Annotated in this window: 13 protein-coding genes; 6 read left to right on the forward strand and 7 right to left on the reverse strand. The window is 60.9% G+C overall.

The window, feature by feature from the left end; genetic code table 11:
- The first annotated feature begins 125 nt into the window (after positions 1–125).
- Positions 126–4,994, forward strand: coding sequence for an alpha-2-macroglobulin family protein (locus C7S18_RS12995; protein ID WP_106891977.1), 4,869 nt, complete (start codon positions 126–128; stop codon positions 4,992–4,994).
- A gap of 132 nt (positions 4,995–5,126) precedes the next feature.
- Positions 5,127–7,472: a penicillin-binding protein 1C gene (gene pbpC, locus C7S18_RS13000; RefSeq protein ID WP_106891978.1), complete on the forward strand. Its 2,346-nt coding sequence runs from the start codon at positions 5,127–5,129 to the stop codon at positions 7,470–7,472.
- A gap of 34 nt (positions 7,473–7,506) precedes the next feature.
- Here pbpC and C7S18_RS13005 read toward each other — a convergent pair whose 3' ends face one another.
- From C7S18_RS13005 to C7S18_RS13020, 4 genes are all read right to left on the reverse strand, one after another.
- Positions 7,507–8,844, reverse strand: coding sequence for a TolC family outer membrane protein (locus C7S18_RS13005; protein ID WP_106891979.1), 1,338 nt, complete (start codon positions 8,842–8,844; stop codon positions 7,507–7,509).
- 599 nt (positions 8,845–9,443) lie between these two features.
- The gene (locus C7S18_RS13010; protein WP_106891980.1) at positions 9,444–10,106 is read right to left on the reverse strand and encodes a protein-L-isoaspartate O-methyltransferase family protein; all 663 of its coding nucleotides are present in this window, start codon (positions 10,104–10,106) and stop codon (positions 9,444–9,446) included.
- A 425-nt stretch (positions 10,107–10,531) separates the two neighbouring features.
- Positions 10,532–13,651: an efflux RND transporter permease subunit gene (locus tag C7S18_RS13015; RefSeq protein ID WP_106891981.1), complete on the reverse strand. Its 3,120-nt coding sequence runs from the start codon at positions 13,649–13,651 to the stop codon at positions 10,532–10,534.
- Positions 13,652–13,654: 3 nt separating this feature from the next.
- Complete coding sequence (locus C7S18_RS13020) at positions 13,655–14,749, reverse strand: efflux RND transporter periplasmic adaptor subunit (RefSeq protein ID WP_106891982.1); 1,095 nt, start codon at positions 14,747–14,749, stop codon at positions 13,655–13,657.
- A 138-nt stretch (positions 14,750–14,887) separates the two neighbouring features.
- Here C7S18_RS13020 and C7S18_RS13025 point away from each other — a divergent pair, with 138 nt between their 5' ends.
- Complete coding sequence (locus C7S18_RS13025; RefSeq protein ID WP_106894020.1) at positions 14,888–15,478, forward strand: TetR/AcrR family transcriptional regulator; 591 nt, start codon at positions 14,888–14,890, stop codon at positions 15,476–15,478.
- A 48-nt stretch (positions 15,479–15,526) separates the two neighbouring features.
- Positions 15,527–16,237 (forward strand): histidine phosphatase family protein, encoded by a 711-nt coding sequence (locus tag C7S18_RS13030; protein WP_106891983.1) that lies wholly within the window; start codon positions 15,527–15,529, stop codon positions 16,235–16,237.
- Positions 16,238–16,353: 116 nt separating this feature from the next.
- On the opposite strand, the gene rpoZ is transcribed toward C7S18_RS13030, so the two are convergent.
- Together rpoZ and C7S18_RS13040 are read right to left on the reverse strand one after the other, a co-directional pair.
- Positions 16,354–16,650: a DNA-directed RNA polymerase subunit omega gene (rpoZ, locus tag C7S18_RS13035; protein ID WP_106891984.1), complete on the reverse strand. Its 297-nt coding sequence runs from the start codon at positions 16,648–16,650 to the stop codon at positions 16,354–16,356.
- 157 nt (positions 16,651–16,807) lie between these two features.
- On the reverse strand, positions 16,808–18,694 hold the full coding sequence (locus tag C7S18_RS13040) for an MFS transporter (protein WP_240623892.1): 1,887 nt from the start codon (positions 18,692–18,694) through the stop codon (positions 16,808–16,810).
- Between the two features lie 365 nt (positions 18,695–19,059).
- Here C7S18_RS13040 and C7S18_RS13045 point away from each other — a divergent pair, with 365 nt between their 5' ends.
- Together C7S18_RS13045 and C7S18_RS13050 are read left to right on the forward strand one after the other, a co-directional pair.
- Positions 19,060–19,503 (forward strand): ATP-binding protein, encoded by a 444-nt coding sequence (locus C7S18_RS13045; RefSeq protein WP_170113257.1) that lies wholly within the window; start codon positions 19,060–19,062, stop codon positions 19,501–19,503.
- A gap of 72 nt (positions 19,504–19,575) precedes the next feature.
- Positions 19,576–20,628, forward strand: coding sequence for an aromatic ring-hydroxylating oxygenase subunit alpha (locus C7S18_RS13050; protein WP_106891987.1), 1,053 nt, complete (start codon positions 19,576–19,578; stop codon positions 20,626–20,628).
- Between the two features lie 110 nt (positions 20,629–20,738).
- Here the strand turns inward: C7S18_RS13050 and C7S18_RS13055 are convergent, their stop codons facing one another.
- Positions 20,739–21,821, reverse strand: coding sequence for an acyltransferase family protein (locus C7S18_RS13055; protein WP_106891988.1), 1,083 nt, complete (start codon positions 21,819–21,821; stop codon positions 20,739–20,741).
- Positions 21,822–21,907: the final 86 nt, after the last annotated feature.

Raw genomic sequence — 21,907 nt, forward strand, 5'->3', positions numbered from 1 at the left:
ACGATCTCAGCACAATGGCCTGCCCGTGAAAACGCCGGGTTCGACCGCAAACGTTCTTCAATCTTGCTGAGATTGCCCGAAGCTTCAGGCACACTTGTACGCAGTCTTGCCAACCGTGAACTGCCATGCGCCCCTTGTATCGCTTTGCCGTCGTGCTGATCGCTGGCCTGTCTCTGCTTGCCTGTTCGGGCAAGGAAGACGGCGCCCCACCTGAAGTTCAAACTGTCGCTGCAAACGATCAGGCCGCCAAAACGCCTGACGCGTTCACGGTCGTCAGCCAATATGGCGAACTGTATGAGGGGCGACCATCAGTCGTGCTGAAATTCAGCGAACCCGTCGTCAGCTCGCAAGCATTCGATACGCTGGTAACGATCACGAATCCCAGTGGTGCCCGCCCGGATGGCTCATGGATGCTTGGCGAAAGCACCGAATTGCGCTTCCCCTGGTTGGAAGCCGATACCACCTACACCGTTTCGGTGAAGGCCGAACTGGCGTCCGTGCGCGGCCCCACGCTCGCCAAGAATGCCGAGTTGAAGATCGATTCCGGCGCCCAGGCGCCTCTCGTGGGCTTTGCGAGCCAGGGCGTCATTCTGCCGCAGCATGACACGCGCGGGCTGCCAGTCGTCTCGGTCAATCTGGATGCCGTCGACATCGAGTTCATGAAGGTGCGTGAGGAGTCTTTGCAAGCCTTCCTCAGCGAGTTTGAGCGCAATGGTCGGAAGAGCTACTGGACGCTGCAGAATGTCGCCAAGTATGCCGACTCGGTCTATGCCAACCGCTTTGCGTTGAACGCCAAAGGTTCTGAGCGCGTCACGAGCCACATCCCGGTCCGCGATATCGACGAACTCCGCGATACTGGCGTGTACTTCGCTGTGATGAAGCGTCCCGGCAGTTTCGAATACGAGTTCGATACCGCAATGTTCTTCGTCAGCGACATCGGCGTCCACGTGCGGCGCTATGCTGACCAAACCCTGGTCCTGACCACATCGCTGGAATCCGGTGCGGCCAAACCAGACGTAACGGTTGAGTTTCGCCAACCAACGAACGGCGTCGTCGCGTCCGTGACCACGGATCACGATGGCCTCGCCCTGATCAAGCATCAGCCCAACTCTTCGCAACTCCTGGTTGCTCGCCGCGGCGATGACCTCACGTTGCTTGCGTTCAATCAACCGGCACTCGACTTGACCGAATTCGCGCTGGCGGGCGAACCGTTCCGCGAACGCGAGGTGTTTGCGTGGTCGGGACGCGACTTGTATCGCCCGGGCGAAATGCTCGGCATCTCGGCGCTGCTCCGGGACGCCGATGGCAAGTCGGTACCAGCACAATCGGTGTTCGTGTCTCTGAAGCAGCCCGATGGCCGCGAGCTGTCCCGGCGCGAACTGAAGCCTGGTGACCTCAACTATCTGCGTTATGAATCGATCGTGCCGCCTGATGCACCAACGGGCCGCTGGAGCGTGGAACTGTCGACCGATCCGAACATGGCCCGGCCAGTCCGGTATCCGGTTCGCGTGGAAGAGTTCATTCCCGAACGACTCAAGCTCAATTTGGACGCACAGGAAACGCTGGCCCCAGGCGAGCCGTTGGCGCTGACGGCCGAAGGCGCCTGGTTGTACGGCTCCCCTGCTGCCGGTAACCGTTTCACCGCCCGCATGACGGTGCAAGTCGATCAACATCCGGTGCCGAGCCTGAAAGACTTTTATTTCAGCGATTCGCTGATGGAGCTTCCGGGTGCACCGCGTGATGTGGTCGAAGATGGCGAGTTGGATGAGGAAGGCAAATTCAGCACCGACATCACGATTGACGAAGCGACCGCGCCCACGGGCCCAGTGCAAGTAGTGATTGCCGGTTCTGTCTACGAATCGGGTGGTCGCGCGGTCACGCGCGCCCTGAAGCGCACCGTTTGGCCGGCTGACACGATTGTCGGCGTGCGGCCGTTGTTCGACGTCAACGATGGCGCCACTCCTGAAACCGATGCCGAGTTCGAGATCATTCGCACCAATGCCGCGGGCGACGCGCTGGCCTCCAAGCCGCTGAAGATCAAGCTCATGCGCGAGGAACGTCACTACAACTGGAATTGGGTGGATGGTGGCGGCTGGACGTCGAACTTCACGTCGACGTGGAGCGCCGATGCCGAACAGGATCTCACGCTATCAGCGGGTCAACGCGGCAAGTTCGGCGCGGCAGTCAGCTGGGGCGGCTATCGATTGGAAATCACCGATCCCGAAACGGGTCTGACCACACGGGTGCCGTTCCAGGCCGGTTGGGGTTGGTATAACGATGCGCAGGACAAGGGCTCACGTCCGGACAAAGTCAAACTGGCGCTGGACAAAGCCGGATATGTGCCGGGCGAAACGATCAAGCTGACGATCAAACCGCCACATCCAGGCCCTGCCCTCGTGCTGATTGAGAGCGACAAGCTGTTGTGGCAGAAGCGCCTGACGGTCAGCAACGAAACCAGCATCGAGATTCCGTTTGATAAGAGCTGGGAACGCCACGACGTGTATGCAACAGCGCTGGTCTTCCGACCGGGTGATTCGGCCGAAAAAATCACGCCGAATCGCGCCGTGGGCATTACGCACATCCCGCTCGCACGTGCTGATCGCAAACTCGAAGTCAGTGTCGACGCACCCGAGAAGGCGCGCCCGGAACAAGTGGCCACTGTGTCCGTCAAGGCCCCAGCCCTCGCCGGCAAACAGGCCCAAGTGGTATTGACGGCGGTCGATCTCGGCATTCTGAATATCACGCAGTTCGCGTTGCCCGATCCGGCCGGATTCTTCTTCGCGCCGCGCCAGTTCATGACCGAATCCTTCGACGTGTTCAATCGCATCATCGAATCGCTGGATGGCAGCAAGGCGCGTCTGCGTTACGGTGGCGACGCGGCGATGCTCGCATTGCCGGCTGGCCGGCGTCCGAACGTCAAAGTGCAGACCATCGATCTGTACCAGGCGCCCACGAGTTTTGATGCACAGGGCAACGCGCAGATCCAACTGACGTTGCCAGATTTCAACGGCACGCTGCGCCTCGTGGCGGTGGCCTTCGATGAACAGCGCTTCGGAACCGGCTCGCGCGAACTCATTGTGCAGGCACCGTTGGTGGTTGAACTGGCGGCACCACGCGCGATGGCATCGGGCGACAAAGCCGAGATTGCGGTGGATCTGGAAAATCTGAGTGGCGCTGACAGCAGCCTCAGCGTGCAGTTGGACGGCGGCGACTTGATCAACGTCGGCGAACCGAAACGCAGCGTCAAGTTGGCCGACAAGGGTCGCGAGACTTTGAAGTTCCCGATCACCGCGCGCGATCGCTATGGCGTCGCACGTATTTCGGTCAAAGTCAGTCACGGCGCGGGCACCTTTGCGCGCAATCTTGAGTTTGCGGTGCGTCCGGCGTATCCGATCGAGCGTCGCAATCGCACCGTCGTGATGACCGACAATGCGACGATTACACCCGCCGCCAATCTGCGCGAAGGACTGGTCGCCGATTCCGTGGTCTCGCGCATCAACCTGGGCACCCTGCCCCCATTGCCCTTCGCAGCAGCCGCGCGCGATCTGATCCACTACCCCTATGGCTGCGTGGAACAGACCACGAGCAAGGCGTTCCCGATTGCATTGATGGATCAGGCGACCCAACAGCAGTTCGCACTGGACCCGCTGACCGACGCCGAGCGCAAGGAAATGATGAGCGTCGCGTTCTCAAGGCTCCTGGCCATGCAGAATGAAAACGGACACTTCTCGATGTGGCCGGGAGACGGCTATCAAGTCACCTACATGACGCCGTACGTCGCCGACATGCTGGTGACCGCCCGCGAAAACGGCTTCGAGCCGCCGGAGCAGCTGATCGAGCGTGCTCTGAAGCGTTTGAATGACGACATGCTGTCTGGCGGCAACTCGCACTACGAGTACAACTACTCCGACCATTTGCGCGTGGCCGAAATGGCCTACGCCGGCTACGTTCTCGCCCGCCTGAAGCGCGCCCCACTGGGCACGCTGCGCGTGCTCTACGACAACGAGCGCGAGAAGCTGGTGACGCCGCTGCCACTGGTGCATCTGGGTGTCGCGCTGAAGCTGATGGGTGATGACGAGCGCGGCGAGAAAGCGCTGGATGAGGCCTTCTCGAAGGAGTTCACCCGCCCGGATTACGTTGGCGATTACGGCACGGATCTACGTGACCTGGCTTTGATGGTGGCGACGGTCATGGAGCAGAAGATGTCGAAGCCGGAATACGAAACCAAGGTCATGGATCTCGCCCGCGAACATGCCGGCTCGAAGTCCGACCATTGGCAATACCTGAGCACGCAGGAGCAGATCGCCCTGGTCCGCCTCGGCCGTGGTCTGCGGGAAGCCAACGGGCAGACGGTGGCGGGCGACGTCACCATTGGCGACAACGCCGAACCGTTCTCGCCGTCACGGTTTATCTCGCGCACGTTCTCGGCGCCGGACATCGCCGCAGGAATTCGCATCGAACCTGAGAGCGAGGGCCAGTTGTTCCTCAGTGAAGACGTAGTCGGCTATCCCAACACGGCGCCCGCGCAGAAGTTTGAAGGGGTGTCGATCTACCGCCAGTATTTCTACACCGATGGTCGCGAATACGATGGCGAACCGCTGACGAGCGGCGATGTGCTCGTGGCCGCGATCCGCGTGCAGGCCGATGCCGAAATGCGGGACGCGCTCGTGGTGGACTTGCTGCCGGGTGGGCTTGAGATCGAAAACCTGAATCTGGTCGACAGCAGCGTGTTTGAAGGCGTCACGATCTACGGTCAGGAAATGGAGTACGCCGCGACCAGTACTGAGTTCCAGTATCAGGAATTCCGTGACGACCGCTACGTGGCGGCGCTTCGCCTCTGGAACGGTCAGGAGTCGAAGCTGTTCTATCTCGTGCGCGCGGTGTCGCCGGGTGAGTATCGCGTGCCTTCGCCGATGATCGAGGACATGTATCGTCCGAAACTGCGCGGCGTCGGTGCGGCGTCACCGGCAAAGATCGTGGTGCGCGAGCCCTGATCCTTGGTGATGTAGCGATCCCGTTGCATGCCAACGGGATCGCATCGCACCATCCACCCCTGTGGTGGTGCAGCCTGACCAATCGGATGCCGAATCCGGTGTGGTGACGATCTCTCACGACTGCGACCTCTGATGCCCGCTCGCGTTCGCCAATGGCTGAAGAACCATCCGCGTTGGACTTGCCTCCTCGGTCTGATGCTGCTCGTGATCTTGCTTGATCGCTGTTTTCCGCCGCCGATTCCAAATCTCAATCAAGATGCCGCGACCGTTGTGCTCGCGCGCGATGGCACACCGCTCCGGGCGTTTGCGAACGCGGAAGGGGTGTGGCGCTATCCGGTTTCACTCAATGAGGTGTCACCGCGGTATCTCGAAGCGTTGCGCGGCTATGAGGATCGCTGGTTCGACTATCACCCCGGGTTCAATCCGTTGGCCTTTGCGCGCGCACTGATGCAGGCGGTCTGGCATGGCGAGATTGTCTCGGGTGGCTCGACATTGACCATGCAGGTAGCGCGCATGATCGAGCCGATTCCGCATTCGGGCGTCGGCAAGATTCGCCAGGTCATTCGCGCACTGCAACTCGAACTGCGATTGAGCAAGTCTGAAATTCTGACGCTGTACGTGAACCTCGCGCCATTTGGTGGCGGGATCGAAGGCGTCCAGGCAGCAAGCTACGCCTACCTCGGCAAGCCAGCGTCACAGCTGTCGCATTCCGAAGCAGCACTGCTCGCCGTGTTGCCGCAATCACCCAGCCGGAACCGACCTGATCGACACCCCGAGCGCGCCCGCGCGGCTCGTGACAAGGTTCTGAATCGGCTCGCTGAATTCGGCGACTGGCCGAGCGGCGTCATTGCCGAAGCGCGCGATGAACCGGTGGTCGCACGTAGCCTGCGCCCGCCGATGCTGGCGGCATTGCTCGCGGAGCGCTTGAAACGCGAACACCCGGACTCGCGACGTCTGCATTCGACCATCGACGCAACGCTGCAGCGCGCGATGGAAACGCAACTCGCGCAATACATGCAGCGATTGCCGGAAAAAACCTCGGCAGCCGTGTTGGTGCTCGACCATCGCAACTTAGAGACGCTGGTCTACATCGGCTCGGCCCAGTATGGCGATGAGTTGCGTCTCGGTCACATCGACATGGTGCAGGCGCGCCGCTCACCGGGATCAACGCTGAAGCCCTTCCTGTACGGCATGGCCCTGGACGCGGGCCTGATTCATTCGGAAAGCCTGTTGCTTGATGTACCGCAGGATTTTGACGGCTATCGACCTGGCAACTTCGGTGATGACTTCAACGGTCCCATCGCCGCGTCCGAAGCCTTGCGCCTGTCGCTGAACGTGCCGGCGGTGGACTTGCTCGATCGGGTTGGGCCGCAGCGCTTCAGCGCGCGGCTCGCGCATGCGGGCGTTGACTTGAATCTGCCGTTGGCCGCGAAACCGAATCTGTCGATCATCCTGGGTGGCACCGCAACGCAATTGGAACAACTGGTCGGTGCTTATGCCGCCTTGGCCAGTGGGGGCATGGCCGGATCGATCCGATTGCTGCAGACCGATCCGGAATCCCGCCGGCAGCTTCTGACCCCGGGCGCCGCGTTCATTGTTCGCAACATGCTCGCTGACCACGGCCGACCAGGCGACCCGGGGGCCTTGATCGACACGAGTCGGCGCAAGCAGATCGCCTGGAAGACCGGGACGAGTTACGGCTTTCGCGATGCATGGGCAATCGGCGTCACCCCCGAGCACGTGATTGGTGTCTGGATCGGCCGCCCGGACGGCACGCCCGTGCCGGACCAATATGGGGCTGCGACTGCGCTGCCCTTGCTAATCGATTTGAGCGAGCGGCTGCCCGGCCAGGCGCGCTTTACCGACGTTCGGCCGGCGTCCGTGCAGCTTGCAACCATTTGTTGGCCCGCCGGCACGTTGGCAACCGACAACGCGGACGGGTCCTGTCGAAAGAAGCGCGAGGCGATGCTGCTGGACAATCTGGCGCCGCCGACATTGTTGGACCGTGCGAGCAAGGCGTCAGACGCGCTGACTGTGAACTATCAAGTGGATACGAAATCGGGGCTCAGAGTCAGCCCTGGGTGCAGCGATCAACCAAGTCTTACCTTGACGAAGACGCGCTGGCCGGTGTTGGCGGAGCCTTGGATCGGCCAAGTCGAGCGCGATTACAACCGCCTGCCCGCGTTCGCACCGGGTTGCCAGTCTGAATCACTGAGCCCAAGCGACAGCTTGCGGATCGAAGGCCTGGTGAATCACAGTGTGCTGCGCAAGGCCCCGGGCAGCGACGAGCCAGTGCGGGCGAGGCTCAGAGCCATTGGCGCCAGTGGCCGTGTCGACTGGTTGCTGGATGGTCGGTGGCTGGCCGAGCAAGGTCCGGCGCAGAGTTTCGACCTGAGCTTTACACGCACCGGGACGCAAACGATAACGGCCCTGGATGAACAGGGCCGTTTTGGTCAGATCGAAGTGCGGGTGGAATAGCCGCGGCAATTTCTTGCCGCCGACCGATACCCGATTACTTCAGCAGCGCATTGACTGCCTGCAGATCGTCAATGTCGATCGTGCCGGCCGACTGTTTCAGACGGAGCTGGCTCAGGATAAAGTTGTGGCGGGAACTGGCGTACTCGCGCTCCTGACTGAACAGCAACTGCTGCGACAGCAACACGTCGACGATCGTACGGGTGCCGACCTCGAAACCGGCCTGAGTGGCTTCCAGCGCGCTCTTCGCCGAGACCAATGCTTGCTTGCGGGCCTCCACCGAGCTGATGCCGGCGACGACAGAGCGATAAGCGCTACGGGTTTGCCGCGTGACGGCACGACGCGTTTGCTCCAAACCGTCTTCGGCCGCGTCACGGCTCGCCACCGCTTGCTTGTAGCCAGCCTGGGTGCCACCGCCCGAGAAGATCGGGACATTCAACGACACGCCTACGGAACGGTTGATCGGATCGAGCGTTTGGAACGGGCGGACATCGCCATCTTGCGAACTCTTTGAGTACTGCGCATTGAGACCAACCGTTGGGAGATGGCCAGCCCAGGCTGCCTTGGCGTTGTAACGTGCCGACTCCAACTGCTGCTGCTGTGCACGCACCGCCGGGCTCATCTCAAGAGCCGTGGTCACCCAGTCCTCAAGGTTGCCGTCCGTTGGCTTGTCCAGCGGAATGTCCTCCTGCAATGGCTTAACCGTCTCAACACTGGCGCCAGTAAGTTCGGTCAGCGCTTCAAACGTATCATCCAATCCGTTTTGGGCTTGAATCACCGCGGCCCGGGCGCTGTCGAACTGGGCGCGTGCTTCATGCACTTCGGTAATGGCACTGAGACCTACCTCGAAACGCTGCTCGGCCTGCTCCAACTGCCGACCGACGGCTTTTTCCTGTGCTTCTGCCGAGGCCAGATTGGTCTGCGCAGTCAGCACATTGAAGTAGGCTTCGGCAACGCGAACGATGAGTTGATCGTTCGCCGCTTCGTAATCCAGTTCACCTTTGCTGGCACCGGACTTGGCCGCACGCAGCCGCATGTAATTGGCATGGCTGTAAATCGATTGGGTCAAGCTCGCACCGTAGCTTGAGCCACCGCCCGAGGTCGACAGTGTCGCGACCGGCGGTGCACTGGGGTCGGCACCGAGTTGATCGGCTTCGAACCAGTTCTTGTTCTTGGAGTAGCTCGCATCGACCTGCGGCAGGATGGCGGCACGGGCCACTCCCACACCAGCAGCGCTGGCCCGGGAATTGGCTTCAGCAATGGCAAGCTGCGGATCAGAAGCGCGGGCGGCTTCATACACATCCATGAGATCCGCGGCACTGGCGGTGACGGTCAGGGCCATCAATACGCTGGCCAGGGGCAGTTTTTTCAACATGTCATTCCTCGACTTTGTTGTGATGTTGAACCCGGGAACAACTCCCGGATTCTTATTGGAACCACCCTCAGCGACGGTGGTTCCGATATTTGCTGTCGAAGCACGCTCGTCCTGAGCGTGCTTCAACTCGCGAGTCCGGTACACGCCCGGACTCGCTCTCGCCGAATCAATCGCCAAGGCGATCGATTCGCGGGCGCGCCTTCCGTGGCGCGCTGATCATTTGCTGTCGAAGCACGCTCGTCCTGAGCGTGCTTCAACTCGCGAGTCCGGTACACGCCCGGACTCGCTCTCGCCGAATCAATCGCCAAGGCGATCGATTCGCGGGCGCGCCTTCCGTGGCGCGCTGATCATTTGCTGTCGAAGCACGCTCGTCCTGAGCGTGCTTCAACTCGCGAGTCCGGTACACGCCCGGACTCGCTCTCGCCGAATCAATCGCCAAGGCGATCGATTCGCGGGCGCGCCTTCCGTGGCGCGCTGATCATTTGCTGTCGAAGCACGCTCGTCCTGAGCGTGCTTCAACTCGCGAGTCCGGTACACGCCCGGACTCGCTCTCGCCGAATCAATCGCCAAGGCGATCGATTCAATGTCTCATTCCAACGTTACAGCACAAACTGCTTCTTCGGTTCCGCGCCACGCAAATACGGCAGTTCCGTCTCGAACAGGCTCTGCTCGCGGAATTCCGATGCTCCGGTACGGGTGATCAGCACCGCTTCCATGGCTGGGCCTTCCCCGCGCACGAAGAACAGGCGGCCAGCCGGTTTCAGCAGCTTGCGAAAGCCCGCAGGCTCCACCGCGACCGCCCCACCGAGGACGATCACATCGAATTCCCGATTGCACGAGAACCCAGCGGACAGCGCGTCGGCATGACGAATCTGAACATTGGCAACGCGCGCTTCCAGAAGGTTCTGGCGAGCCAGATCAGCGAGATCGGCGTGCAACTCGACCGACTCCACATCCCGCCCCAGATACGCGAGGCAAGCGGTCAAAAAACCGCTGCCCGTGCCCACTTCGAGCACGCTGTCCTGCTCTTCTACGTCGACTGCTTGGAGAATGCGGCCATCGAGCACAGGCTTCATCATTGACTCGCCATGCGCCAAGGGCAGCGCGACATCAGCAAATGCCAGGCTGCGATAAGCGACAGGCACATACCGCTCGCGCGGCACGTCGGTCAGGGCGGCCAACACGCGCGCATTGGTCACTTCCCAAGGACGCACCTGCTGTTCGACCATATTGAAGCGAATCTGTTCTACATCCATGCTCATGACTGGTATTCCGAAAGAGGGATGATCGGATTATCCCACGACTCAGCGTTCAGGGGCGCACCAGGCGCAATCCCGGCTGAATCGTGCGGTCGACCAAGCCCATGTTCCATTTCCGGCAAGTTGCATGCTGACTTCGGACAATTTGGGCACAAAGTGCCGAAAGTCAGCTGGCAACGCACCCAGATGCGTACGAGACACCAAATCCCGATCAGATCGGGAAGTCAAACACGCAAGTGATTGATTCGGCGGGAGCACATGCGGGTATGCGCCAAACTCGCAAGTTGCGGGCACCCGGGGTGGGCGCCCCTCAATCGCCTGCCCGCTCATCAGTCAGGGCCATTTCGCCCTGACTGGAGGAGCCGTTCCGAGCGCCTACCTCGAAGGGCAGCTCCCGGACCGAACGTGGAACGGGCGACACGAGCCAATCACGCACGGACCTCGATTTCGTCGCCAGGCCAGGGATCGCTGCCCAACTCCTCGGGGCGAACCGGCGGACGCTCGACCTTGAACCACCATGCATACAGCGCTGGCAGGAACAACAATGTCAATGCGGTCGCCACAATCAGTCCACCCATAATTGCCACAGCCATGGGCCCGTAGAACACGGATCGCGCCAACGGGATCATCGCCAGAATCGCCGCCAGCGCCGTGAGGACGATTGGTCGGAACCGGCGGATCGTTGCGCCGACCACGGCATCCCAGGCGCTATGTCCGGCTTCAATGTCCTGATCGATCTGGTCGACCAGGATCACCGAGTTGCGCATGATCATGCCCGCAAGCGCAATCGTGCCGAGCATGGCCACAAAGCCGAACGGCACGTTGAATACGAGCAGGAACAAGACCACACCAATGATGCCCAGTGGTGCCGTCGCAAACACCAGAGCCGTCCGCGCAAAGCTCTTCAGTTGGAGCATCAGCAGCGTCAGCACCACCAGAATGAACAATGGCATGCCGGCCGCCACCGAGCGCGAACCTTTGCCGCTGTCCTCGACCGTGCCGCCGATCTCGATCAGATAGCCTGGCGGCAATTCGGCGCGGATCGTGGCCAGCTTTGCCTCCACCTGTGCCGTGACGGTTGGCGGTTGCAAGGCACCGTAAATATCGCCGCGCACCGTGATTGTCGGCAGACGGTTCCGGCGCCACAAAATGCCCTCCTCCAGGCTGTACTGGATCTTGGCAACCTGGGCCAGCGACACACTCTTGCCCGATGCCGTCGGAATCGAAAGCGAGTCCAGCATGCTGAGTTGGGCGCGTTCGTCATTCGGGCCACGCAGCATCACGTCGATCAGTTCGTTGCCTTCGCGATACTGGGTGATCCGCGAGCCAGAGATTGAGCTCCGCAGGAAATCGGCGAGATCCTGGGAACTGATACCCATCACGCGCGCACGATCCTGATCGATCGCCAGGCGAATGACCTTGCTCGGCTCTTCCCAATCCAGGTGCGCATTCGAGATGTTACCGTTGTCCCGCATGATCTCCCGAATCTGACGCGCGATCTTGCGCACCGTTGGCACATGCTCCCCGGAAACACGGAACTGGATCGGAAACCCGACCGGCGGCCCATTCTCCAGGCGAGTCACGCGGCCACGCAACTCGGTAAAACGCTCCTCGAACAAGTGAATCAGCTTGGCGCGCAAGGCTTCACGTGCTTCGATGTTCTCGGTCAGCACGACGAACTGCGCAAAGCTGGCCGCCGGCAGTTGTTGATCCAGCGGGAGGTAGAATCGCGGCGAGCCGGTGCCGACGTACGCAACGTAGTTCTGCACGCCCTCCTGCTTGTCGAGGAAGGACTCCATTTCTGCCACCGCCCGTTCGGTCGAATGGATCGACGAACCTTCTGGCAGCTTGAGATCCACCATCAATTCCAGACGAGTGGAGGCCGGGAAGAACTGCTGTTGCACAAAGCGGAACGAGAAGCCCGATACCAGGAAGATTGCAATCGTCGCCAGAATGACCGTGCGGCGGTTGTCGAGGCACCATTCCAACCAGCCTTTGAAGCGCTGATAGAACTTCCCATCGTAGGGATCATGCGCGCCTTTCTGATCGTCGGCGCCGAGACCATGCTCGGGCAGCAGGCGATAACCCAGATACGGAATGAAGATCACCGCAGCGATCCAGCTAAGGATCAGCGCGATCGTAACGACCTGGAAGATCGACCGCGTGTATTCGCCCGTGCCAGATTGCGCGGTTGCGATGGGCAGGAAGCCGGCAGCCGTGATCAGTGTCCCGGTCAACATGGGAAAAGCGGTAGTCGTGTAGGCAAACGCCGCCGCCCGAATACGGTCATAGCCCTGTTCCAGTTTCACCGCCATCATTTCGACCGCAATGATCGCATCGTCCACGAGCAGGCCGAGCGCCAACACCAACGCGCCCAACGAGATCTTGTGGAGACCGATGCCAAAGTAGTACATGCTGGCAAAAGTCATCGCGAGCACGAGCGGAATCGACAACGCAACGACCAGACCGGTGCGGAATCCGAGCGAGAAAAAGCTCACCGCCAGAACGATGATCACGGCCTCGGCCAGTGTCCGGACGAACTCGGCGATTGACGACCGCACCGCCTTGGGCTGATCGGCGACACGCTGGAGTTCCAGACCCACCGGCAATGTATCGGCAATCTGGGCAGATACTTGGTCCAGGCTTTGACCAAGGCGCACAATATCGCCGCCACGCTTCATCGCAACAGCAATGCCGATCGACTCCCGTCCCTGAAAACGCATGCGTGGGCTCGGCGGATCGACAAAATCCCGTCGCACTTCGGCGACGTCGCCCAGCCGGAACACGCGCTGGCCGGCGCGAATACTGATATTGCGAATGGCATCGACGCTATCGAAGGCACCGGTCGTTCGGATGTAAATGCGATCAACCGCCGTCTCGAAACTGCCCGCCGCCGTGACGGCGTTCTGGGCCTCCAGTTGCTGCACCGCTTCGGCAAACGAAATGCCGAACGTCGCCAGCTTGGCGTTCGAAATTTCGACGTAAATCCGTTCTTCTTGAAGCCCGATCAGTTCGACTTTGGCGACATCCGGCACGCGCAACAATTGCAATTGCACGCGCTCAGCGTAGGATTTCAGCAACGCGTAGTCGTAGCCATCGCCAATCAGTGCGTAGATATTGCCGAACGTATCGCCGAACTCATCATTGAAAAACGGCCCCACGGTACCTTGCGGCAGCGTTACGCGAATGTCCGAAACCTTCTTGCGGACCTGATAAAACAGCTCAGGCAAGTGGTCAGAACGGAGCGAATCCTTCGCCATGACAAACACCTGGGACTCGCCCGGGCGCGAGTAACTGCGAATCCATTCGAGCTCCGGCAGTTCTTGCAATTTGCCTTCAATGCGATCGGTCACCTGCAGCGACACCTGCTCGGCCGTGGCTCCTGGCCACAACGTGCGGATCACCATGACTTTGAAGGTGAACGGCGGATCTTCGGATTGCCCGAGTCGCTGGTATGAAAATACCCCGATCACGGCCAGCACGATGGCGAAATACAGCACGAGGGTACGGTTTCGAAGCGCCCACTCGGAAAGATTGAAACCGAGCATGGATTACCTCGCCAGTTCCAGATCGATCGGCTTGACCACCTGATCGACGCGCAGCTTATGCACGCCGGCCGTCACGATGCGGTCCTCCGTGGTGAGACCCGCAACAATGCTGACGCCGTCCTCGCGATATTGTCCTACCTGCACCTCGCGCAGATTCACAGTGTTCTTGGTCGGCTCCAACACCCACACCGCCGGCTTGCGATCCTTTTCGTACAGCGCCGACAACGGTATCAACACCGACGCAGGCGCGGCCGAGTCGGTAAAGAACACGCGCGTGGTCATGCCAATCTTGACCGCTTGGTCGGGCTCATCGAAGGACACCCGAACCGCATAGGTCCGCGTCGCGGGATCGGCCGACGGCGCCACTTCGCGCACCTTGCCCGCGTAGCGACTGCCACGCTCGGCCCAAAGCTGCACCACCACGGGCCGACCTTTTGCGAACTCGGCAACACGCGATTCCGGCACATCGATCTGCGCCTCGATTTCGCCACTGCGCGCCAGACCGACAATCGGCTGACCCGCAGCAACCACCTGCCCGACTTCCGCGAACCACTGTGTCACGACGCCATCGGCGTCGGCAGCAAGCTGCGTGTAGCTGCTCTGATTGCGCGCCACATCGAGCTGCGCCTTGGCCTGCTCCAAGCGTGCGGCAGCAGCCTTTTGCTGATTCGAACGGGCCTCAAACAAGGCTTTGCTGATGTAATTCTTTTCGAGCAGCTGACGATGCCGCTCCAACTCGGCATCGGCGAGCGCCAGATCAGCCTCGGCCGACGCCACAGCCGCTTCGGCCGACGTGCGCTGCAAATCGATATCTTGCGGTTCCAATTCGGCGAGCACCTGGCCCTTCTTGACGACGGCACCGGTGTCGACCAAACGGAGCCGGATCTTGCCGAGCACCCGGAATCCGAGCGAGCTCTGATAGCGCGGTCGTACGTCGCCGGAGTAACTCTCGATCGTCAATGATTCCAGTGCCACCGGGCTCGCGACAATCGCCGGCCGGATCACTTCTTTCGGTTTCTCACCGCCACCACAGGCGGCCAGCGCCGCCGTCAATGCCAATCCCAAGGGCCACAGCCACTTCCTGTGCTCTGCTTGCATGCCTTTCGCTCCCGCTTGCCTTAACTGAACTGGGCGGTATAGTATTCATTACCAAACTGAACTGTCTAGTATTGTTTTGTGAAGCAAACGAAAAAAATTTCTGGCCCGACGAAGCCAGCACAGGGACGGCCCAAGGACATGGCCAAGCGGCTGGCGATTCTCGACACCGCCAAGGCGCTTTTCGCCTCCCTTGGGTTTGAAGGCACCAGCATGGATGCGGTGGCCAAGCAGGCCGGCGTCTCGAAACTGACGGTGTACAGCCACTTCGCCGACAAGGACACACTGTTCAAGGCAGCCGTGCAGTCCAAATGCGAGGAGCAGATGCCTGAGGCGCTGTTCCATATCGACCCCAAGGCGCCCATCCAGAAGCAATTGCTCGGCATCGCCCGCGGTTTCTTCGAACTGGTGTTCAGTGAGGAATCGCTGACCTTGCATCGCATGATGGTGGCCAACGCCGGTCACTCGCCACACCTCGCGGAGCTGTTCTTCGAAGCTGGGCCGCGCCGGGTCCTGGCAGCGCTCGCCCAATTCCTGAAGGAAGCAACCATTGCTGGTGCGCTGCAGGTCAAGGACCCGGAACAGGCTGCCGGTCACTTCTTTGTGCTGATCAAAGGCATGGAACACATGCGGCATTTGGTTGGCAGCAGTTGCAGCCTCGTGGACTTCAATCGCGATCGGCATTTGAAAAGCGTCGTCGAATTGTTTCATCGCGCTTTCCGCGCCAATTGACGCCACGGCGATCGGAACATCGCCACCAGCCACTGTTACACTCACCGCATGCTCGAACTTCTGACCATTCGCCATGCGCAGGCATCATTCGATGCCGATGATTACGATCAATTGTCGACCAAGGGTGAGTTGCAGGCCGAACGTCTGGGTCGCCACTTGGCCGCTGATCCGGGCTACACGTTCGATGCCGTGATCGTTGGCGCCATGAAGCGGCACGAGCAAACGTACTCAGCCATTCAATCCGCCTACGCCGAGGGTGGCCGCGATTTACCGAATGCGATCACGCTGGCGGCGTTCAACGAATTCGATCACGGTGCGGTGCTCAGCGCGTTCTTGAGCAAGTATCCGGATCATTCCAGCCTGGTCGCGGGTCGCATGCCCGCCAAAGACGATCGCGGCGCAGTCGCCCAGTTTATCGCCGCGGCGTTGATGGCGTGGGCCCAGGGCTTGTTGGATGATCGGCTCGATGAGAGCTTTCCGGCGTTCCAGCACCGCGTTCACGATGGTTTGTTCGAACTGATCCAACAACATCAAGGTCGCAGCCGACTGCTGCTGGTCAGCTCCGGCGGTGTCATTGCGCAAATTGCCGGTCTGGCGCTCCAGGTCCCTGCGGCGCGCACGATCGACTTCAACCTATCGCTGATGAACACCGGCTTGAGCAGCTTTCATTGGCGCGGTGCGAGCCTGCATTTGGCGAGTTGGAACAGTTTGCCGCATCTCGCTGGCGCCGATGGCCGCGCGATGCAGACGTTCGTTTGAGGCAAAGCGCCAAGACGCACCCGCGTCAATTCGTTCTGGACATTCAGCGCCAACATAAAGCAAAACGGCGAGGCTCTCGCCTCGCCGCTTGATGCAGCCAATCAGCTGACGGACGATCAGAGATCGTCGCCACCCTTCGACAGATCGTCGTCGGCCACTTCCTGCGCGGCCCACTCCAGCGCTTCGCGCTCAGCGCGTTCGCGTTCCTGGCGCTCGATTTCGGCCAGCAGCTCAGGGGTGATCTTGCGACCGGCGATCTCGCGCAGCGCCACCACCGTTGGCTTGTCGTTTTCGTGGACGACCAGTGCCTCGGCCCCCTTCGACAACTGACGGGCCCGCTTCGTCGCCATCAGGACGAGCTCAAAGCGGTTATCAACGACTTCCAGACAATCTTCAACGGTAATGCGGGCCATGATTTAGGGTGCTCCGGGCGGGCGGATCAAAGTCAAGTTGGCGAGCGTAGCAAAAAAACCTGGATCAGGCAAACGAAGGCGGGCCAAAGCGTTCAGATCGTTGGCAAGAATCCTTTTATTGGCAAGGACTTGCGGGTGAGGCTCACCCAACATTGCATCAGGCCCAGTCGCCACGCAGCTCGCGGACCTTTGCCTCGAGCTTGGTTGCCGTGACCTGATCGGGCGTCCAGGCCGGGTCCAAGGTCAATCCGATGCGCGACCAAAACCGGCGCGGCAACCGCGCCCGCTGCAAGGCCGAGTCTTTGCGCGAGAAGATGCTGCCCCACATGCCCCGCAGCGCTGCCGGGATCACCGGGACCGGGCGGCCGGCGAGAATCTTCTCGATCCCGGGCCGGAACGAATTGATCTCGCCGTCGCGCGTGATCTGACCTTCCGGGAAGATGCCAACCACCTCGCCCTCGGCCAGCGCCTGGTCGATCGCTTGATAGGCCCGGGCCAGCATCTCGGGATCTTCTTTCGCACCGGCAATCGGAATCGCGCGTGCGGCCCGGAACATCCAGTTGATGATCGGCAGGTTGTAAATCTTGTAGTACATGACAAAGCGCATCGGCCGCCGCACCGTGCCACCGACAATCAAAGCGTCCATGAAACTGACGTGATTGCAGGCCACGATCACTGGGCCCTCATCGGGAATATTGTCAAGGCCTTTCAGGTCGATGCGATACACCAGATTGATGAAGATCCAGACGAGGAACCGCATCAGGAACTCCGGCACCAGCGTAAAGATGTAGATGGCCACGATGGCGTTCATGATGGCAGTCGCGAGCAGGAGCTGCGGGATCGTCAGGCCGACTTTGGCCAGCAGGCCAACGGCGATCAACGACGCGATCACCATGAACACCGCGTTCAAGATGTTGTTTGCAGCAAAGATGCGCGAACGCCGTTTGGGGTCGGAGCGACTCTGCACCAACGCAAACAAGGGCACGATGAAGAACCCACTGAACACCGCCATGCCAATCAGATCGGCGACCACCCGTTTCGCGCCCGGCATCGCGAGCCAGGCCGAAATGCCGAGACCGCGCGCCGTCACCGCCTCCGGCCACGCAAAATAGACGTCGGCGCCAAATAGGGTCATGCCGAGCGCGCCAAAGGGCACGAGACCGATCTCCACTTTGTGACCCGACAACTTCTCGCACAACACCGACCCCACCGCGACCCCAATCGAGAAGATGGCGAGCAGCATGGTGTAGACCTTGGCGCTACCGCCAAGCACCGACTCCGTATAGACCGGCAATTGCGTGAAGTAGATCGATCCAAAGAACCAGAACCAGGAAATACCGAGGCAGGACAAAAACACGGTGCGGTTGTCAGTCAACTCGCGGACGCTGCGCCACGTGGCGCGGAACAGATTCCAGTCGAGCTTCGATTCCGGGTCGACCGGTGCGGTCGGGGGCATCAACCAGGCGGTAACGAGGCCAAGTACAGCGAGCACGACTGTGCAGACGCCCACAAACATCGCACCGCGCTCAGGGATGCCAATGAGGCTGGTGCCGAGAATCGTGCCTCCGAGAATGGCCAAGAACGTGGCCATCTCGATCAGGCCGTTGCCACCGACCAACTCTTCCGATTTCAACACCTGCGGCAAAATGCCGTACTTCAGCGGACCAAAGAGCGTTGAATGGAGCCCCATCAAGAACAACAACACCAGTAACAAGGGCACGTGCTGGTGCATGAACGCGAACACGCCGACCAGCATGATCAACAGTTCCAGCACCTTGACTGCCACCGCGAGCCGGGACTTGTCGAATTTGTCCGCAAACTGGCCGGAAATCGCCGAGAACAGAAAGAACGGCAGGATAAACAAGCCCGCCGCCAGATTGGTCAGCCCATGCTTTTGATCTTCGGACAAGCCCACCATCACGAACGTCACCAACACAATCAACGCATTCTTGAACACGTTGTCGTTGAATGCCCCTAACCCTTGAGTCAGGAAAAAGGGTAGAAAACGGCGTTCTTTCAGCAGTCCAAATTGGCTGTTCGACATGGTTGGCATCCTTTCTTGGGAGAAGGGTAACAAACTCTTTCGGACTCCGGGCAGGCCGGTGAGCGGTTGCGGGATTCGCTACTCGCGGACTGGCCGCGCTCACCATCGTTTGGGTACGCGCACCTGACCGCGGCTACATGGGGTTGCCAGCCTGGGCGCCCGCTTGAGAATTTGCGCTGGCCTGTCCAGAATCCAGGCGTCGGCACAGGCAGCACTTGGGACCGCCGGCACGCCACGGACGGTTGGACCAGATCCCGCATCACCCGACCAATCGATCGGTCGATGCAGATCGTGTCCGGTTTCAGGTGCTTTGTACGTACAAGGTCGGTTGCCCCGCATCCGCTTTGACCACACAAGGGAGCCCCGTGTCCAACTCCGATCACCTCAGCACGCATCGACTCCGTTACCCCGCGCAGCGCTTTCTGGTGCCGCGTACGGTCAAGGGTGTCGGCCGTCTGAACGAGCGTTTGGAGCAGTGGCTGCCGGATGCTGGCGCGCCAATCGAAGTCGCGCACGCGCTCTGCGTCTGTATTGACGAGCTACTGGCCAATGTGGTCATGCATGGCACCAAGGAAATGAGTGCGATCGACGTCAATGTGATCTGTGAGGCCACCCGGGCCATCATCGAAATCGTCTATCAGGCCCAGAGTTTCGACCCGACATCACGCCCGACACCGGCACTCGACAAGCCGGTCACGGCTCGCGAAGTGGGCGGTCTGGGGATTCACCTGGTGCGCCATCTGACGAATGTTTTCCAATACAAGTTCATCAACGGGCAGAATCACATCCACCTGGAAAAGAACTTCTGAGTAGCGAGCACACTGTCTTGGGCCCACCCGGGTCGTCTGACCGCTGCCCGGACAAACCAAGAGACCACCACGATGACTGATTTGACGCACGCCTACGCCCTGCCCGGCCACCTCTACCATGGCGCCGAGGCGCACGGCTTCGATGCGGAGCGCATCCTGCGCCGAAGCTGGCAACTTCTGGGGCTGGTCAGCCAGGTCCGCGACTCGGGCGATCATCTGGTCGCCGATATTGGCGGCGTGCCGGTGCTGGTGGTCCGCGACGAGCACGGGGTGCTGCGCGGGTTCGAGAACATCTGCCGTCACCGCGCCGGGCCCTTGGCCACGTGCGCCGGGCGTGGCGCCAAGGCCCTGCGGTGCCGCTATCACGGCTGGACTTACACCTTGGCCGGGCAGCTGCGGGCCGCAACCGAAATGGCCGGTACGCCCGACTTCAAGATGGAGGACATCCATCTGAATCCCATCCAAGTCGCGGTGGTTCGCGGCCTGGTGTTTGCGGCGATTGAACCGGACATGAGCATCGACGAATTACTGACCGGGACGGAGAAGAAGCTCGGCAGTCGCGACTTTTCGCACTATGAATTTGAGCGACGACAATCGTTTCCGGTGGCGTGCAACTGGAAGCTCTACGTCGAGAACTACTTGGAGGGCTACCATGTGCCGCACGTGCATCCGGCGCTCAATGCCTTGCTCGACTACCGGAGTTACGTCACCGAGGCCGAGCATTGGCATAGCCTGCAGTGGAGCCCGATGGAGTCGGCCGCGTCCGGCAATTTCTATGGCGAGGGCGATGCGCTGTACTACTGCATCTGGCCAAACACCATGCTGAACATTCTGCCGAATCGCCTGCAAACCAATCGCGTCATTGCCACGGGCCCGGACACATGCGTCGTCGATTTCGACTACTACTATCCCGTTGATGACCGCCCCGAAGAACGCCAGCGTCGCGATACCGACCAGCAATTCAGCGAAGTGGTACAGGCCGAGGACGCCGAGATCTGCGCGCAGGTGCAGCGGGCCCTGGCGAGTGGCCGTTACCAGCCCGGCCGGATCAATCCGAAGCGCGAGAACGCGGTGTTTCACTACCACGAACTCATTCGTCGCATCTACGGGCCTGAGCGCTTGTAGCGAAGACGAACTTGGGTGTCGTCGCAGCACCCGCGCTGGCTGCCCCGCAAAGCGCACCAACACGCGCGCGTGCCTCGAGGGCGTTCGGCATGGCCGCGCCGGGAATCCGGTCAGCCCAGCGTCCGTCGACGTCGAAGCCAGTTCAACGCTGGCCGCTCAATGCACCGCCATGACAGATCCGCGAGCACCAACGAACCGATCAGCACCAGGACCAGACGCACGCTGCCCGGCCAGGCTTGCGCTTCGGGCCGGCGCACCCACTCGATCAGCGGGTAGTGCCAGAGGTAGACGCCGAAGCTGATTTGACCAAGCCAGACCAACCAGGGCTGAGCCAAAAGTCGGTTCATCAAACCCGTCCCCAAAACAAGACCCACGAGCATGACGGCGATACTTGCTGCCAATGCCGAGTAGAAGCAGACCCCAAATCCCAGATGCACGACCAACTGCGACAAGTTCGGTGTCGACAAGAGGACCGCAAATGCGGCCAGGCCAAGCCAGAACCACCACTTGCCCGAGTCCTGTCCCGTCGCGGCCCGGGACCGCAGCCACCAGGCTGCGGCCATGCCGATAAGGAATTCATCGAAACGGCCTGGCGCTTGCTGCAGCCAGAACGCGAGCCAAGGATGCGCCGGCGCCGACACCATCATGACGCTTCGATAGGCATAGACGAGACCGAGTCCGATTAGCAACATTGGAACCGGCCGGCGCCGCAAGCACCACAACGTGAGCGGGAACAGCACGTAGAAGCAGAGTTCGACGGGCAGCGACCACCATGGCGCCACCCAGGCCTGAAGTGGCTCAGTCCCAACGTAGAATGCAAGCGTGAATTGCCCCAGAAATTGCCGCCAGCCGGGCCAGGCATAGGCCCCAAGCCCGGCCAGCAGTCCCAGGATCAGGACTTGCACGTAGAACGCTGGAAGGATCCGGACCAGACGCTGCCGCATGAATGGCCACCACTCGACGCGGGCATCCGCATCCGGCTGGCCCTGGATTCGGCCATAGCGCAGGGTCAGCAGGAATCCGGACAACACAAAGAAGACGTCGACCCCGAAATGGCCGAGCTTGAGCAACGGCAGTGGGGTCACCAGTACATGCACATGCATGCCCAACACCGCGAGTGCCGCGAGCGCGCGGACACCCGTCAGGGCCGGCCAATCCGCGCGATCACGTGAAGGGTTTGGTAGGGGGAGCATCCGCCGAGTATGCCAGTCTCGATTCTCACCCGCGGGACTCAACACGAATGCGGATCGACTGCAACGCCGCCACCGCCGCCGTCGGA

It is taken from the genome of Ahniella affigens (assembly GCF_003015185.1).
Taxonomy (GTDB): Bacteria; Pseudomonadota; Gammaproteobacteria; order Xanthomonadales; family Ahniellaceae; genus Ahniella; species Ahniella affigens.

What these genes read in the sequence shown, in the direction of transcription:
- C7S18_RS12995 (WP_106891977.1), top strand. Translation starts at nt 126, where the DNA reads ATGCGCCCCTTGTATCGCTTTGCCGTCGTGCTGATCGCTGGCCTGTCT.
- pbpC (WP_106891978.1), top strand. Translation starts at nt 5,127, where the DNA reads ATGCCCGCTCGCGTTCGCCAATGGCTGAAGAACCATCCGCGTTGGACT.
- C7S18_RS13005 (WP_106891979.1), bottom strand. Translation starts at nt 8,844, where the DNA reads ATGTTGAAAAAACTGCCCCTGGCCAGCGTATTGATGGCCCTGACCGTC.
- C7S18_RS13010 (WP_106891980.1), bottom strand. Translation starts at nt 10,106, where the DNA reads ATGAGCATGGATGTAGAACAGATTCGCTTCAATATGGTCGAACAGCAG.
- C7S18_RS13015 (WP_106891981.1), bottom strand. Translation starts at nt 13,651, where the DNA reads ATGCTCGGTTTCAATCTTTCCGAGTGGGCGCTTCGAAACCGTACCCTC.
- C7S18_RS13020 (WP_106891982.1), bottom strand. Translation starts at nt 14,749, where the DNA reads ATGCAAGCAGAGCACAGGAAGTGGCTGTGGCCCTTGGGATTGGCATTG.
- C7S18_RS13025 (WP_106894020.1), top strand. Translation starts at nt 14,888, where the DNA reads ATGGCCAAGCGGCTGGCGATTCTCGACACCGCCAAGGCGCTTTTCGCC.
- C7S18_RS13030 (WP_106891983.1), top strand. Translation starts at nt 15,527, where the DNA reads ATGCTCGAACTTCTGACCATTCGCCATGCGCAGGCATCATTCGATGCC.
- rpoZ (WP_106891984.1), bottom strand. Translation starts at nt 16,650, where the DNA reads ATGGCCCGCATTACCGTTGAAGATTGTCTGGAAGTCGTTGATAACCGC.
- C7S18_RS13040 (WP_240623892.1), bottom strand. Translation starts at nt 18,694, where the DNA reads ATGTCGAACAGCCAATTTGGACTGCTGAAAGAACGCCGTTTTCTACCC.
- C7S18_RS13050 (WP_106891987.1), top strand. Translation starts at nt 19,576, where the DNA reads ATGACTGATTTGACGCACGCCTACGCCCTGCCCGGCCACCTCTACCAT.
- C7S18_RS13055 (WP_106891988.1), bottom strand. Translation starts at nt 21,821, where the DNA reads ATGCTCCCCCTACCAAACCCTTCACGTGATCGCGCGGATTGGCCGGCC.